Origin of the sequence: Gemmobacter aquarius (assembly GCF_003060865.1) — a bacterium.
Taxonomy (GTDB): domain Bacteria; phylum Pseudomonadota; class Alphaproteobacteria; order Rhodobacterales; family Rhodobacteraceae; genus Paragemmobacter; species Paragemmobacter aquarius.
Genome location: NZ_CP028919.1, coordinates 237501 through 252974, shown reverse-complemented (window position 1 = coordinate 252974; position 15474 = coordinate 237501). Strand labels below are relative to the sequence as shown.

At 60.0% G+C, this 15474-nt stretch carries 12 protein-coding genes, 1 tRNA gene, 2 rRNA genes and 1 pseudogene (1 of these 16 cut by a window edge); 10 read left to right on the top strand and 6 right to left on the bottom strand.

The features are described from left to right. Positions 1 to 7: 7 nt before the first annotated feature. Positions 8 to 904, bottom strand: coding sequence for an alpha/beta fold hydrolase (locus HYN69_RS19045; RefSeq protein ID WP_108437486.1), 897 nt, complete (start codon positions 902 to 904; stop codon positions 8 to 10). A gap of 2 nt (positions 905 to 906) precedes the next feature. Then, complete coding sequence (locus HYN69_RS19040; RefSeq protein WP_108437485.1) at positions 907 to 1923, bottom strand: alpha/beta fold hydrolase; 1017 nt, start codon at positions 1921 to 1923, stop codon at positions 907 to 909. A 349-nt stretch (positions 1924 to 2272) separates the two neighbouring features. On the opposite strand from HYN69_RS19040, the gene HYN69_RS19035 reads away from it, so the two are divergent. The 9 genes from HYN69_RS19035 (at position 2273) to HYN69_RS18995 (ending at position 11155) form a co-directional block, all read left to right on the top strand. Beyond that, positions 2273 to 3019 (top strand): EthD domain-containing protein, encoded by a 747-nt coding sequence (locus tag HYN69_RS19035; protein WP_108437484.1) that lies wholly within the window; start codon positions 2273 to 2275, stop codon positions 3017 to 3019. Positions 3020 to 3080: 61 nt separating this feature from the next. Then, positions 3081 to 4619, top strand: coding sequence for a GMC family oxidoreductase (locus tag HYN69_RS19030; RefSeq protein ID WP_108437483.1), 1539 nt, complete (start codon positions 3081 to 3083; stop codon positions 4617 to 4619). A 20-nt stretch (positions 4620 to 4639) separates the two neighbouring features. Then, positions 4640 to 6220, top strand: coding sequence for a GMC family oxidoreductase (locus HYN69_RS19025; RefSeq protein WP_108437482.1), 1581 nt, complete (start codon positions 4640 to 4642; stop codon positions 6218 to 6220). A 27-nt stretch (positions 6221 to 6247) separates the two neighbouring features. Continuing rightward, positions 6248 to 6577, top strand: a complete 330-nt coding sequence (locus HYN69_RS19020) for a hypothetical protein (RefSeq protein WP_108437481.1) — start codon at positions 6248 to 6250, stop codon at positions 6575 to 6577. Then, complete coding sequence (locus HYN69_RS19015; protein WP_108437480.1) at positions 6570 to 6899, top strand: hypothetical protein; 330 nt, start codon at positions 6570 to 6572, stop codon at positions 6897 to 6899. The genes HYN69_RS19020 and HYN69_RS19015 overlap by 8 nt, the downstream gene beginning before the upstream one ends. A 19-nt stretch (positions 6900 to 6918) precedes the next feature. Continuing rightward, the gene (locus tag HYN69_RS19010) at positions 6919 to 7770 is read left to right on the top strand and encodes a transporter substrate-binding domain-containing protein (RefSeq protein WP_216824699.1); all 852 of its coding nucleotides are present in this window, start codon (positions 6919 to 6921) and stop codon (positions 7768 to 7770) included. Position 7771: 1 nt separating this feature from the next. Beyond that, the gene (locus HYN69_RS19005) at positions 7772 to 9097 is read left to right on the top strand and encodes a dicarboxylate/amino acid:cation symporter (RefSeq protein WP_108437478.1); all 1326 of its coding nucleotides are present in this window, start codon (positions 7772 to 7774) and stop codon (positions 9095 to 9097) included. Next, positions 9048 to 9803, top strand: coding sequence for a cysteate racemase (cuyB, locus tag HYN69_RS19000; protein WP_108437477.1), 756 nt, complete (start codon positions 9048 to 9050; stop codon positions 9801 to 9803). The genes HYN69_RS19005 and cuyB overlap by 50 nt, the downstream gene beginning before the upstream one ends. Before the next feature lie 47 nt (positions 9804 to 9850). Next, positions 9851 to 11155: a cation:dicarboxylate symporter family transporter gene (locus HYN69_RS18995; RefSeq protein WP_159082573.1), complete on the top strand. Its 1305-nt coding sequence runs from the start codon at positions 9851 to 9853 to the stop codon at positions 11153 to 11155. Here the strand turns inward: HYN69_RS18995 and HYN69_RS20750 are convergent. After that, positions 11123 to 12598: an ion transporter gene (locus tag HYN69_RS20750; protein WP_159082572.1), complete on the bottom strand. Its 1476-nt coding sequence runs from the start codon at positions 12596 to 12598 to the stop codon at positions 11123 to 11125. The two genes, HYN69_RS18995 and HYN69_RS20750, sit on opposite strands and share 33 nt — an antisense overlap. Positions 12599 to 12762: 164 nt before the next feature. Between HYN69_RS20750 and HYN69_RS18985 the strand changes: the two are divergent. Then, positions 12763 to 13691 (top strand): annotated as a pseudogene (locus tag HYN69_RS18985) (IS3 family transposase). A 203-nt stretch (positions 13692 to 13894) separates the two neighbouring features. On the opposite strand, the gene HYN69_RS18980 reads toward HYN69_RS18985, so the two are convergent. The 3 genes from HYN69_RS18980 to HYN69_RS18970 form a co-directional block, all read right to left on the bottom strand. Then, positions 13895 to 13971 (bottom strand) — tRNA-Met (locus HYN69_RS18980). Between the two features lie 70 nt (positions 13972 to 14041). Beyond that, positions 14042 to 14156: ribosomal RNA gene (rrf, locus tag HYN69_RS18975) — 5S ribosomal RNA — on the bottom strand. 154 nt (positions 14157 to 14310) lie between these two features. Next, a 23S ribosomal RNA gene (locus HYN69_RS18970) occupies positions 14311 to 15474 on the bottom strand; it runs 1671 nt beyond the window's last position.

Below are 15474 nucleotides of genomic sequence, written 5' to 3'. Positions count from 1 at the left end.
CTGCGGTTCAGCCCCTGATCGGATGACGGGTGAAAAAATCAACGGCGGCTTCGCCAACGGCGATAGGGTTCATCGACTGCATACCGTGCGTGGCAAACGGGATGCCTGCGCGCTCAACATTCGGAAGCCAGCGCATCAGAAAGTCCTGCGTCTCCCGAAAACCGGGCATGGCGGCTTCCGATTGCAAGCCCATGCAGGCCAGAACCGGAACCGGCGTCTTATGCGGCGCATAGCTGTCGGCTTGCGAGGGGCGAAAGTCCCAACCGGCAATCGCTGAAAAATCCACTTCGAACGTCGTGGTCATAGACGCTTCAGCCCGCGCCCATACGTCCAACGGTCCGGTCATTTGCACTGCTGACAGGAAATCGGGCCCACACACCAATTCCATGTAGCGCAAGCCCGCTCCCAGCTTGTCGCCCGCCTGATACAGCTGGATGGCAGCCATGTAGGCGTCTGTATTGGCCTTGATAGCTGCCTCGCTCTCGCGCGGCAGGTACGGCTCGAGCAGTACTGCAGATGCAAATCGGTCAGGATACTTCAACAGCGCCTCGAAGCCGATCACGCCACCAAAGGAAAAGGCCATCAGATGCGCCTTTTCGATCTTCAAGTGATCCAACAGTTCGACCGCATGCCGAGCACCGTCTTCAATGCTCACACCAGACCCTTCAAAGGTGCTGCCGTTGTAACCCGCGCGGTAGTAACTGATGACTTCGAAGCCGTCATAAAGCGGCGGATACAGTCGAAGCGGTATCGCAAGACTATCGCTCAGACTCGTGCCGTGGATCATCAGGACCGGTTCCCCCGTCCCGCACTGGAAATAACGCAAAGCGGCACCGCTGACCGGCGCGACCTTATCAGGATCGATCTGGAAATCCGGCCGCTGCACGAGCGCGTGACGCAGCATGGTCAGGCCCCCAGAATTTCGGCGAGGACACTGTCAATATTGGTCCGGTCCGTCTCGGACAGCGAAAAAGTAGCGAGGTGTCCTGACGAACCCTCCAGATGCCGGAACAACGAACCGGGTGTCGCAGCAGCGTCAAGCGCACCTTCTTCCGGCGGAAACATCGCATCGCCCGTAAAAGCAGCGACCATCACGCGGGCCTTGATGCCGGCCTGCGCCTTGCGAATATCGCCACCCCGCGCGGGATCGGCGGCCCAGGCTTTTCGCGCCTGCAAGACCAGATCGTTCGGGTCATAGGGCAACCAGAACGCTTCCCAAAAGCGTGCAACGAAATCGGGAACCGATGAAAAGCCGAGATTGCGCCAGACTTCCTCGCCCATCTTGTAAAAGGCCTTCGGCGGCAGGGTAAGCGCCGCCAGATGCCCGATCTGACGCTTCCCCGCCTGCAAGGAAGCGCCATCCGCATAGTGTCCGTTGGCCCAGAACGGATCGGTCGTCAGCGGCTCTTCGATCACGCTTTTCAGCCAAAGCTTCGTCCAGTCGGATGGTTTGGCGGCCCCGGCGATCGACGCCATACGCTTCACTGCGTCGGGAAAACGCACGGCCCACTCATAGGTCTGCAACGCACCGACCGACCAGCCCAGCACCAGTTGCAACTCGGCTACACCGAACACCTCGCGCAGCATCTGCTCCTGCGCGATTACGTCGTCGGCGATGGTGGACTGGGGAAAAGAAGCGCCGTCATAAGGTGCCGGCGTGTTGGACGGCGACGAAGACGGGGCGATCCCAAATTGTCCCGGCAAGATGATGAAGTATTTGGAAGGATCTAGCGGGCGTCCCTCGCCGATCCATATCTCAAGCGCTTCAGGAACGCCTCCGAGAAAGCACGGGAACAGGATTGCGTTCGATTTTTCGGCATTCAGCAATCCATGCGTCCGATACGAGATGCGCGCAACCGGCAACGTCGCTCCCGATTGCATCCGGAAGTTCTGAATTTCGAAGACGCCATTCTGGACAGTCATTTTAAAGCTTTCTTATGTTTTTCAGCAAAACATCTTAGTCCGGCAACGCACCCATCAGTACGGCAGGCGATTTTAAGGGGTAGGATCATTTTAACTACAGAAATTTACTCTAGTTTGCAGCGTACGCTCGCCGAATTGAGATATCCGCTTTCGATCGCATCTTGATATCTGAATTTGAGCGGACGATTGACAATCGAACGCTGTTGAAAGTAGTTGGCTAAAGCCGTGCGGGCAATCTATCTTTAGATACCTGCTCCTAGCCTTTTGGGAGCAAATATTTCTGCAAGAAAAAGAAAAGATCATATTGACTTATGGCTAATAAATATCTTGCAGTTTACAATTGCCAGGAATGCAGGTCGAAGCAGCTTATTATGACAAATATGTAAATTTGGAGCCACCAGTGATTCATCAGCACATCTACGCAACACCACGTCCGGGAATGACCGAGGCCGACTTTCAGGACTATTGGCTGAACGTTCACGCTGTCCGCTTTGCGGTCAAGATACCGCAGATTGCCCGCTACCGGCTTGCCCTTCGCGTCCCGTGCAGCATAGACACCGCGCCGATCTGGAGCGGTTGTGCCGAAATCTGGCTGCGCAACGACGCCGAACAACTTGCCTCGATGCAAACGCCCGAGTTCCTTCAGGGTGCGCGGATCGACGAGCCCAACTGGGCTGCCTTCTGGATGACTGCCGTTCTCGATTGCGAAACGCAAACCGTACTCGACGGCCCTGTCCCTGCGGATGGCGTCAAGCTTCTGGTCCTCGCCAAGCGCAATCTTGCGCTTGATGTGGCTGCGTATCGCGACAACCGGCGCGCCGAACTTGTTGCAGGTGCGGCCTTGATCCCCGGCCTTCTCCGCTGCGATTTGGCTTTTGCACGCGACGGACTCTATACCGTCGGTGAAGCGCGCTTCGACGAAGTGGCGCACTACTGGTTTGCAAGCACCGCAGCCGCCGAGGCAGCCTTTGCCAGCTCGACCAGCCCGGTGATGCTGCCAAAGGCCGCAGGGTCGACGCTGGACCCGCGCCAGATCTTTCCGATGCTCACCAAGGAATATTGGCTGATCGGGCCGGATGCGCGGGCTACGGCGTAAGCCAAACTTGGCCAATACGAAATTTCAAACACGCCGCTCGATGCGGCACAGGGTCTGAATCATGACAGAATTCGATTTCATCGTCGTAGGTGCGGGCGCTGCGGGCTGCGTGCTGGCGAACCGTCTGGTAACGATGGGGAACGCCAGAGTCGCCCTTCTGGAAGCAGGACCGGTCGACAGCATTCCAGCGATCCACGCCACGGACATCGGCTCGATGACCTCGATGTGGGGACCGGGCGAGCAGAACTGGGCCTTCCAGACAGCACCGCAAACCGGAATGCACGGTCGCCGCGTCGATATTGCTCAAGGTCGCGGCCTTGGCGGCGGAACTGCCATCAATGCCATGATGTATGTGCGCGGCAACGCACGCGACTTTGATCGCTGGGCCGAAATGGGCGCTACCGGTTGGTCCTACCGCGATGTCCTGCCCTATTTCAAGCGGTCCGAATCCTTCGATGGCGGCGACGATGCCTATCGCGGGCGATCGGGCGGCTTGCAAGTGATCGACATGCCCGTCACGTCTGCCGCCTCGGCGGCCTTCCTGCAGGCTGCCCGTTCGACAGGGTTGTCGACCGCAGCGGAAGATTTCAATGGCGCACAGCAGGAAGACAACGCCTTCCTCTACCAGTCCACACGCGCCGATCCCGGTTCACGCTGCAGTACAGCCACGGCCTTTCTCGATCCCCTGCGTGGCGATCCGCGATTGACGGTTCTGACCGGGTCGCTGGCAACTCGCGTGCTTATCGAAGACGGTTGCGCCGTTGGCCTAGAGTACGTGTGCAATTCCGTCACCACCTCGATCCGCGCCACGCGCGAGGTGATCCTTTGCGCGGGCGCGTTCCTGTCGCCACAGCTTCTTATGCTTTCCGGCATCGGCCCTGCCGAAACGCTTCGGACGCATGGCATCGCTTTGGTGGCAGATGTGCCGGGCGTCGGTCAAAACCTGCATGACCACCTTCTTTTGCCCGTCGCCTATCGTGCAACGGCAGATCAGGATCCGCCGCAGTTGCTGTCCGAAGCAGGGCTGTTCACGTACAGTGGCGTTTTCGACCGCGAAACGAACTCGCCCGATCTTCAATTCTTCTTTGGACCGATTCAATACGCCGACCCTGAATATGTCGACGGTGGTCCCGGCTTCACGCTGGTGCCGATCCTCGCTCAGCCGCGCAGTCGTGGCTCGGTCACTCTCGCATCCGCCGATCCCCTGACAAAGCCGCTGGTCGACCCCGCTTACCTGTCCGACCCCGCCGATGTCGAAGTGCTGGTCAGGGGCGTCAAGCTGGCACGACGTCTGGCGCAAGATGCCGCGTTTACCGTGCTGCGCGACCGCGAGCTTGCCCCCGGCGCCGACATCGCCAGCGACGAAGCCCTGGCAGCCTACGTGCGTGCGTCGGCGTCGACGGTCTGGCATCCGGTCGGCACCTGTCGCATGGGCGCCGCAGATGATCCTACGGCTGTCGTCGATCCGTCACTTCGCGTGCGCGGCGTCACCGGCCTGCGCGTGGCAGACGCCTCGGTGATGCCGATGATCACTGCCGGAAACACCAATGCCGCAACCATCATGATCGGTGACAAAGCCGCCGACTTGATCTTGCTTTGAAGACGATAAGGACCAAACAAATGGACCACACATTCGATTACATCATTGTAGGCGGCGGCACGGCCGGTTGCGTGCTGGCGAACCGGCTTACCGATGATCCCGCCATTTCCGTGCTGATGATCGAGGCGGGCGGCAACGCGATCAACGACGCCGTCGAAAGCCCGTTCCGCTGGAACGAACTGCTGCTGACAGATCTGGACTGGGCCTATATGGGCGTGCCCCAACCAGGACTCCAGGGCCGTCAGGTCTATTCCGCCTCGGGTCGCGGCATCGGCGGCACGTCGAACATCTTTCACATGATCCACACGCGCGGACGCCCGCAAGACTATGACGACTGGGCGGCCCAAGGCGCGTCGGGTTGGTCCCATTCCGATGTGTTGCCCTACCTGCAAAAGCTAGAGCGCCAGCTTGACGGCACCAACCCGACCGCTGGCAAGGCTGGAATGATCCCGGTCAGCAACGCTGGCGACACCGGCAACCCCGTTTCGCGCACCTTCATCGATGCTTGCGTCGAAATCGGTTACCCCGAGGTCGATGACTTCAACGCTTCCAATACCGGCGCAGGCTGGCACCACGTCGACATGGAAGCCGGCAAACGTGTCGGTGTCTATGCCGCCTATTACGCTCCGGCGAAAGATCGCGCCAACCTGACCGTGGTGACACGGGCGATGGCGAACCGCATCGTTCTAGACGGCAAGCGGGCGACGGGCGTCGAGTATTCCGCCGATGGCAGCACGGTCATTGCAACAGCCCGCCGCGAAGTGCTGGTTACGACCGGCACGATCCAGACACCAAAGTTGCTGATGCTGTCGGGCATCGGTCCAAAGGCTGATCTCGATGCGCTGGGATTGGACGTAAAGCACGTCCTGCCTGGCGTCGGACAAAACCTGCATGATCACCCGCTGGTCATCGGCCCTATCGGGTATCTGGCCGAACCTGCCCTGCCGCCACGCGGAAATGTGACGGAAGTCGCATTGTTCTGCTCGAGCTCGAACGACCAATCCGTACCCGATCTCGAGATTTGCCTCGTCCACCGCGCTCCGTTCGGCCCGAAATTCTTTGAAAGTGTGATCAAGCGCGTGCAGACAGGCCAGCCCGTCGCAAATGCGACCGAACTGGTTGACCCGCATGTAGTGCTAGCCCTGCCCGGTCTTGTACGCCCCCTGTCGCGCGGGTCGATCCGGCTGCAAAGCACCGATCCTGCCGCGCATCCGCTTGTCGATTGTAACTATTTCGGCGAGGCATCCGACCTTGAACGAACGGTCGATATGATCGAGATTTCGCGCAAGATCTTTGCTGCCAAGGCCTTTGCCGAAGGTCTGGGTCTGGTCGAATTGTCGCCCGGTCCCACCGTCACCACCCGTGACGCGCTGCGCCAGTGGGTGATCGAAAACATCGGCTCGTATTACCATTTCGTCGGCACCTCCAAGATGGGCACCGATGCGATGGCAGTGGTCGATCCGACGCTCAAAGTGCATGGCATCGACGGGCTGCGGATCTGCGATGCTTCGATCATGCCGACGATCGTTTCGGCAAATACCCATACGACCACGGTGATGATCGCCGAACGCGCGGCCGATTTCATTCTGGGACAGGCATGATGGCGAAAACTGTCAACGGGGTGCGCTATGTCTGTCTCTGAACTCGCGAGGTTCCTCGAACACTGCTCGGACCGGCCCGACGTACTGGCGCGTTACGAACGCATGGCACTTCCCGACCTGATGTTTGCTGCCCGCTGCGACGGCTTCGATTTGCGAACCGGTGATTTTGGCACCCTGATTGGCGGCATGGAGGTTTGGCGCATCACAGTTGCCGACGGTCAGCCCATAGACGGCGAAAGCCGGCTGTGGCGGGCAATGTGGGGCCGGTCACGGCTCGATTACATCGTGCATGAACTCTGGGCTCCAATGGACGCGGTCGTGCGTAACACGCTGGTATCAGAGGCCGAAAATGGTTGATCAGTCTGTTTTCGAATATCTCCTTGTCTTGGGTAAAGACGACGCCCGCTTGTCGGCCTTGCGTCTTGCCCCCAAAGAAGTCGTGCTCGCCGATGCCCGCGACCACGGCTACAGCTTCGACGAAGCCGGCTACGATACGACGCTTTGGCAAACCGAAATCGCCTTGGCCGAACGCATCGGTGAACCCTTCGATTTCGCCTGTTCGATGTGGGAAACCATGTGGGGCAAGACCTATCTCGAATATCTGGCGCTAACAGTCGCCCCCGTGGCTTTGGCCGCGTTCCCTACGGCCGGTCTACGCAGCCCTCAGAAAAAGTCATGACATGATATTCAAATCTTCAATGCGTGCCTTTGTTGCCGTTGCCATCGCCACTGTATCGTTCGGCCTGTCGCCGGCCTCGGCACAAGTCGTTGCATCCGGTGCGGCCCCCCTCCCCCTTGCCCCCGATGTCGCCGCGATCGTCGATCGCGGCACGCTGATCGTTGCGATGACATCCTTCGACAACCCGCCGTTTTATAGCGGTAGCGGCAAGCATCTCGAAGGCATCGACGTGACGCTCGCCGAACGGGTGGCGGAAGCCTTGGGGGTCAAGGTGGAATTCAACCGCGACGCCGAGACCTTCAACGACGTCGTTGCAAAGGTCGCGCTGGGACAGGCCGACCTTGCGATTTCCAAGATCAGCCGCACCCATGCGCGGGCGCAGGTCGTCGCCTTCTCGGAACCATACGCGCGGCTGCGTCACGCCCTCATCTTCAACCGGCTCAAGCTGGCCCGCATGACCGAAGGCCGCGACATCGCAGAAGTCGTACGCCACTTCGAAGGGTCTATCGGCGTGATCGAAAATTCCTCCTTCGCGACATTCGCCAAAGAGCGGTTCCCCCACGCGACCGTTGTGCCGTTTAAAACATGGGACGAGGTGATCGAGGCAACCATCGCCGGCAAGGTCGACGCCTCGTACCGCGACGAATTCGAAATCCGCAAAGTGGCCGTCGACCGTCCCGATGCCTCGATCAGCCTGCGCACCGTGACCATCAACGATGCACGCGATTCCATCGCCGTGGCCGCGCCGTGGGACCGCCCGCGCCTGCTGGGCATCGTCAACCAGGTGATCGACGAGCGTGCCACACAAGTAACGGCAGACGAATTGATCGCGCTTTACCGGGCCTCGACCGAAACCGAAGGGGGCCACTGACATGTCCAGCACGATCAGCCGCATCCTGCTTCATCCGCTTCTGCTGCTCGCGGTCATCATAACCGCAATCTTCACAGGCATCCAAAGCCCCGAGACGGCCAAGCAGTTCGCACCGATCGGCGGCTATTACATCAGCCTGCTGAAGATGATCATCCTGCCCTATCTGTTCGTCACCATCACATCGGGCGTGGCCCGCATGGCGTCGGACCCGAGCGCAAAGCAATACATCAAGCGCATTGTCCTGATCTATCCCGCTGCAATGGTGCTGTCGGCCTCGGTAGCGCTAGCCTGCACCTTTATCCTGCCCCCCGGCGGCACGGTTGACGGCACGGTCATGGAAGCACTCGGCGGCATCGTCAGCGGCAGCGAAAACGGCGCCAGCGCCACCGATGTCGAAATCACGCTTTCCGGCTCGGACGCAAAGGCAACCGACGATCCCGCGATCAGTCTCCTGGACAGGTTCATTCCCGAAAACATCTTCGCCGCCCTCAGTTCGGGTGACAGCCTCAAGACCGTCATATTCTGCATCGTCTTCGGCGCGGCCCTAGCGCGCAGTTCCGGCTCGGGGACAGGGGCGCTCTTGGGGTTTTTCTCGGTCGTGCAGCATGCCTGCACACAGGTGATCCGCTGGCTCAACCTGTTGCTGCCCTTTGCCCTGTTCGCGATGCTTGCGGCACAGGTCGCCAGCGTCGGGGTCGGGCCATTGCTGTCCTTGGGCCGGTTCATCGAGGTGCAAGCCCTTTCGGGTGCGGTCCTGCTGACAATTGCGGTCCTGGTCATCTCGTATCGCGCGCGCATATCGCCGTTGGCCGCCCTCGGCCAACTCGGAGATACGATCATCATGGCCGTGAGCACGCGGTCAAGCCTTAGCTGCATTCCGATCGCTGTGCGCGAAATGACCGAAAACCTGCGGTTCGCACCAAAGGGCGTCGATCTTGTCCTTCCGCTCGGCATCACGCTTTGCCGCGTCGCGACCGTTTCCTACCTTCTGATCGGCACCGTGTTCATCGCCCAGGTCTACGGCGTCGAAATCGATGCCCGCGGCTATGCGACGATCTTCATCGCCTCGATTGCAGCCGGTCTGGCCGCCAGCGGTGCTACGGGCGCAATGGCCGTCATGCTGATCAGCCTTGTCGCGGAACCCATGAAATTGCCTGTGGAAGCGGCAATCGTGCTTTTCATCGCGGTCGATCCGGTGATCGACGTGGTCCGCACCTTGGTACTCGTCTACGGCAACTGCGCCCTCGCCTCGCTGATCGTGCCGCGTCCGGTCGCCGATGGCCACCAAGCCGCCCTGTCTCCCGCCACCGCTCAAGCCGCCAAATGACATGCTTGTAGGTGTTCTGGGAGGCATGGGTCCATCTGCCACGGTCGACTTCCTCGACAAACTGACACGCTTGACGGTGGCGGATGTCGACCAGAACCATGTGCGCGTCCTGACTCTGTCCGACCCCGACATCCCCGACCGCTCGGCCGCCATAGCAGGACAAGGCGCCAGCCCCGAAGCCGCGCTGTGTGATCGCCTGCGGCTGCTTGAGCGCGCCGGTGCGGGGATCATCGTCATCCCCTGCAATTCGGCGCACTACTGGTTCGATGCGCTGCAAAAGGCAGTCGCGCCCCCGATCCTGTCAATCGTCGAGTCCACGCTTTCCGACCTGAGCGAAGCCGTGGCAACAAAGGCCCTGATCGGCGTGCTTGCGACCCCCGGCACAATCGCATCCGGCATCTACCAAAGGCCGCTTGTCGCCGCCGGCTATGTACCTGTCGTTCTGGACCAGCCAACCCATGACCGGTTCATCGAAGGCGGCATCCGTCTGGTCAAAGCAGGACATATCGCCCGGGGCCGTGACAGTCTGGAAAAGGGCCTTCGCCTGCTTGCCGCGTCCGGCTGCACCAATGCCATCCTCGGCTGCACGGAAATTTCGGTAGCCTTCGGGCTGGAAACCGAAAGTCAGGGCGTCCGCCTGTATGACAGCAATCTTTCCCTCGCCCGTGCGCTGCTCCGCAGGCTCGGACGCATTCCCAGATTTTGACGGCCTGATCCATGACCCATTCCCACGCCGATAAGCACCGCCACACAATGCTTCGCTTGCTCACCTCGGGTCCGGGAGTGCTAGCCGCTGCCATACTCGGGGTCTGGCTCGGAACGCTCTTTGCCTTCGACGATCTGCCGGACAGGTTCCAGCAGATTTACTCCACGATCTACCGCACCATGGCCCTGCCCTTTCTGGCGCTGACCATCGTCCATTCCATCATCAGCCTCAGGCGCGACGAAACCGGCGCGAACCCGACCAGCCTGCGCATTATGGTCTATCTTCCGCTGGCAATGGTGCTTGCAGCGGTCGTATCGATTGCGGTTTCATGGGTCATCTGTGCCGCGGCCGATACGGCGGTCGCCAACGGCATAGGCCCCTTGATCGCAGCTTTCGACAAGGCGGATGCCAACTTTGTCGAGGTCTCCCTTGCAGCCCCCGACTCTGTCGAGCCATCGCTGCTTGCCCGCCTCGTAACGGGGTTCATTCCCGAAAACATCTTCCACGCTTTGGCCACCGCCAATATCGGTCAGATGATCGTCTTTCTGATCATCTTCTCCATCGCCATCCTCAATCTCGCCCCCGGTTACAGCGCCGGATTTCTCGAAGTCGTCGGCGCAGCAAGACGGCCCTTCGAGCATTTGATGGAGGCGATGCAATACTTTGTTCCGGTCGCGGTCTTCATGTATGCCATCCACGCATCGCATGCCGTTTCCGCCGCCGATTTCTCGGCGCTGAAACTGCTGTTCGGCGTTGTTGCCGCCGCATCGCTGGCCGTGCTTCTGGCTGCGGTCCTGCTTGTGGCCGTGCTGACCCTGAAATCACCACTTGCCGTGGCATCCGACCTGAAAGCCTCGGCACTGGCAGGCATCCTCGCCATGACGGAAGAAGCCGCATTGCCCGAAATGCTGCGCCGTATCCGGCGGCACTCGGCCGACTCCGAAGATGACGACACGCAGGAAATCGTGGCGTCACTCGGCCTGTCGATCGGACGCTTTGGCATGATCGCCATTCTGGCCAGTGTTCTCACCTACACCTTGGCGCTGTATGATCTGCCCGCCAGTCTTTCCATGCTTGCCAGTGTCGTTGCCCTGTCGGTCCTCGCCGCGGTGCTGATCTCGGGCCTGAATGGTCCGGGCGTGTTCGCCGCCTCGATTGCCTTTTGCGGAATGGAACTCGGCCTGCCGGTCGAGGCTTTGGCCGTGCTCGTCATCGTGCTGGAACCATTGCTCGAATTGCTGCTCATTCCGGTCTCCGTTGCCGTTACCCATGCGCTGGTCGAGGTCGTATCGGCAAGCACGGCGCGGGCAAAACGCATCTCAGCCGCGCCCGCCCTGACTGGCGATGCCTGACGCCTCGGCGTCCAGCATCGCACGCAGGATCGCGCGATCCTCGGCCCCCATACCGCGCCAGAGCGCCTCGATCCGCGCCACCGTGCCCGTTACGCTTTCGCCCGCTTCCGCTTTTGGCGCATGGCGTCCCGCCACGGTCTGGCGCAACCGCTCGGAAAAGGCCGTAGCGATGATTCCCGCAGGCAGCGCCACCATGCCCAGACTGGCAATCGCCAGTACCATCGTCATCGCGCGCCCCACCACAGTCACCGGATACACATCGCCGTAACCGATAGAGCTTAACGTCACTACCGCCCAATACATCGACGCCGGAATGGAACTGAACCGGTCCGGCTGGGCGGAATGCTCGGCGAAATACACTCCGGTTCCGGCAAGCGTCGTCAGGACAAACAGGATAAACACCGCCGCTTGCAACGTCTGCCTTTCGTCGCGGACAACATCCACGATCAGCGCCAGCGCCTTCGAGTGCCGCACCAGTTTCAGCATGCGGAACAGGCGCAAGACCGGAAACAGCGCCAGATCCCAGCCCGCAAAGAAGAACAACAGCGGCAGCAAAGCCAGCAAATCGATCAACGCCCCCGGCGTGAACCCGTAGCGCAACCTGCCCATCAAGGGACGGGCGAAACGCGGATCGCAGGGTACGGAATACAGCCGCAGCCCGTATTCCAGCAGGAACACAGCCCCGATCAGCACATCCAGCGAGGCAAACTGCCGATGAAAGCGCAACTGCAACGACGCGACAGTCTCGAGCGTGACGATCAGCACCGACGCCGCGACACTCCAGATCAGGAACCGCTCGACCAGATCATGCAGACGCCCACCCCCTTCGGGCGAAAACAACAGATTGTAGACTTTCCTTTGCAGGCTTTCGTCACGGTTTGCCGAATGGAACTCGGCCCATTGCGGCCTGAAAACATGCAGCGCCGACGCCAGCCGAAACAACCTCAACAAGCGCGAAACGCCAAGATCGACAGGAAAGACCAGCGACAACCACGCAGGCAGGATCGCGACAAGATCGACCAGAGCCATGGGCGACAGGATATATCGCATGACGCCCGGCCTTTTCCCGCCCTGTTGCGGGCCGTGTCGGGCAACGGCAATCCGCACCAGATATTCCAGTGTCAGCAGCACCGTTGCCAGCAGATCCAGCCCGCGCATCCAGCGCGCGGCACTCGAACCGATCACCCCGCCAAGATCGAACCACGCCGCAAGCGACGCACCGCAAACCACGGCGACCACGGATCGATCCACAAAACGGGCAACCGGATCGGCGGGATCATGAAGATGGAACACCGCGTGAAGGCGCGCCCCGAGTGAAGGGTGTGGCCGGATGCTGGCATCGTGCATGAAAAGTCGCGCCTTAAAGAAATTCCACGCAGCCTCGATGGCCACGCCATAAAGCCGCACAATGCTTGCTCCAGCCGCATCGTTCAATTCCGCCATCCGCTGCACCTTACTATCTTTCGCTTCCCGCCAAGCGGGCGCGTTCGCGGAAGCATTGCAAAGCCTCGAGTCCATTGTGTTGGACGGCCTCAAGCACGGCCACTTTGAGGTGCCCCTAGATTTGTAGACGCTTTGCCGCCTAACTTTGAGGCTAGGAGGCCGACATGGGGACGAGCAATTACAGCGACGAGTTCAAGCGTGACGCGGTGCAGCAGATCCGGGTGCGTGGGTATCCGGTTCGTGAGGTTTCGCAGCGCCTCGGGGTGAGTTCGCACTCGCTTTACAAGTGGCTTCGACTGTTTGCCGAGCCTTCGGCGAAGGTCGTCGGCGTGCAGGCCTGGTCCGAGAGCGGCAAGGTCTACGGCTATCGCAAGCTGGCTGACGATCTGCGCGATCAGGGGGAGCAGGTCTCCGGGAACCGGGTCGCCCGGCTGGCTGGCCTTGCGGGCATCGCCGCCCAGATCGGCTACAAGCGCCGCCCGGGACGATATGGCGGGAAGCCTGCTGTGGTCGCGTCCAACACCTTGGGCCGCCAGTTCGAGGTCGATGCGTCCGACAAGGTCCGGGTGACCGACATCACCTACATCGAGACCCACGAGGGCTGGCTATACCTGTCTGTCGTCATCGACCTCTTCTCGCGCCCCTCGCCATGGGCCTCGGACCAGTGGCGGCACCATGGCTCGAGGTGGGCTGGTCCGCCCAGCCCCGCATGACAACCGACCTGGCGCTGCAGGCCCTGCTTGCAGCCGTCTGGCGGCGCAAACCCACGGCCAAGGTGATGATCCATTCTGACCAGGGATCGCAGTTCACCAGCCGCGAGTGGCAGGTGTTCCTTGCCCGGCACAATCTTGAGCCCAGCATGAGCCGCCGCGGGAACTGCCATGATAATGCGGTGGCCGAAAGCTTCTTCCAGCTCTTGAAGCGGGAACGCATCCGACGCCACACCTACCTGACCCGCGATGCCGCAAGGCAGGACGTCTTCGAGTGCATCGAGATGTTCTACAACCAGAAGCGCAAACACACGAACAATGGCATGCTGTCGCCAGTTGACTTCGAAATCAGGCAGCAGAAACTGAACGAGGCAGGTGTCTAGGAAACTAGGGGCACCTCAATGATCAGTTCTTGGGTGAACCTGCTGCGCTTGATCTCTGATCCTCTCGGTTGGGCCAGAGTCCACCTCAAACTGGATTAGGCGGAGGGGGCAACGTCACCCTCACTGCCCTTATTTGCTTGGCCCAAACGCAAAAAGCCCCGCAGTGAGGCGGGGCGCATGTCTTTGATAAAGCTGTAATATTTTGGTTGCGGGGGCAGGATTTGAACCTGCGGCCTTCAGGTTATGAGCCTGACGAGCTACCGGGCTGCTCCACCCCGCGTCCGTTCCCGAGAGCTTTTTGTTTGCGATCGGGGGTATGTCAAGGTTTAGAGAGATCTGTTTCTTTCTAGGTTTGGCGGTGACCTACTCTCCCACGTCTTGAGACGGAGTACCATTGGCGCGACGGCACTTAACGGCCGGGTTCGGGATGGGACCGGGTGTTTTGCTCGTGCTATGACCACCAAACCGAGGAAGAAACAGGCTGCGGCGTTGGCGTTTATCCGTAAGGATTTGGCCTGTTTTTTCACCGCAGCTTACATCATGTTGATTGTTCCAAGTCATTTCGTGTTGCTTTTGACGATCCGTTTCGGGGCTTATGTTAGCCTTGCTGTTTCTGGATCAAATCAAGCCTATCGAGCAATTAGTACCGGTCAGCTGAATGCATTGCTGCACTTACACCTCCGGCCTATCGACGTGGTGGTCTTCCACGGCTCTCAAGGGAGATCTTGTTTTGAAGGGGGCTTCCCGCTTAGATGCCTTCAGCGGTTATCCTGTCCGAACATAGCTACCCAGCACTACCGTTGGCACGATAACTGGTCCACCAGTGGTTCGTTCACCCCGGTCCTCTCGTACTAGGGGCAACTCTTCTCAAATCTCCTACACCCACGGCAGATAGGGACCGAACTGTCTCACGACGTTCTAAACCCAGCTCACGTACCTCTTTAAATGGCGAACAGCCATACCCTTGGGACCTGCTCCAGCCCCAGGATGAGATGAGCCGACATCGAGGTGCCAAACGATGCCGTCGATATGGACTCTTGGGCATCATCAGCCTGTTATCCCCAGCGTACCTTTTATCCGTTGAGCGATGGCCCTCCCACTTGGGACCACCGGATCACTATGACCGACTTTCGTCTCTGCTCGTCTTGTCAGACTTGCAGTCAGGCAGGCTTCTGCCATTGCACTCAACGACCGATTTCCGACCGGTCTGAGCCTACCTTCGCGCGCCTCCGTTACTGTTTGGGAGGCGACCGCCCCAGTCAAACTCCCCACCATGCAGGGTCCCGGATCCGGATAACGGACCGCGGTTAGACATCAAGAGTGCGAAGGGTGGTATCTCAAGGGAGGCTCCACGAGGACTGGCGTCCCCGCTTCGATGCCTACCACCTATCCTGCACATCACAATCCTGATGCCAGTGCAAAGCTGGAGTAAAGGTGCATGGGGTCTTTCCGTCTAACCGCGGGAAGTGTGCATCTTGACACACAGTTCAATTTCGCTGAGTCCACGTTAGAGACAGCGGGGAGATCGTTACGCCATTCGTGCAGGTCGGAACTTACCCGACAAGGAATTTCGCTACCTTAGGACCGTTATAGTTACGGCCGCCGTTTACTGGGGCTTCAATTCAGAGCTTGCACCCCTCCTTTTAACCTTCCAGCACCGGGCAGGCGTCAGACCCTATACGTCGCCTTACGGCTTCGCAGAGCCCTGTGTTTTAAGTAAACAGTCGCCACCCCCTAGTTTGTGCCCCCCGCCCGCACTTGCGTACAGACGGGGCCTCCTTCT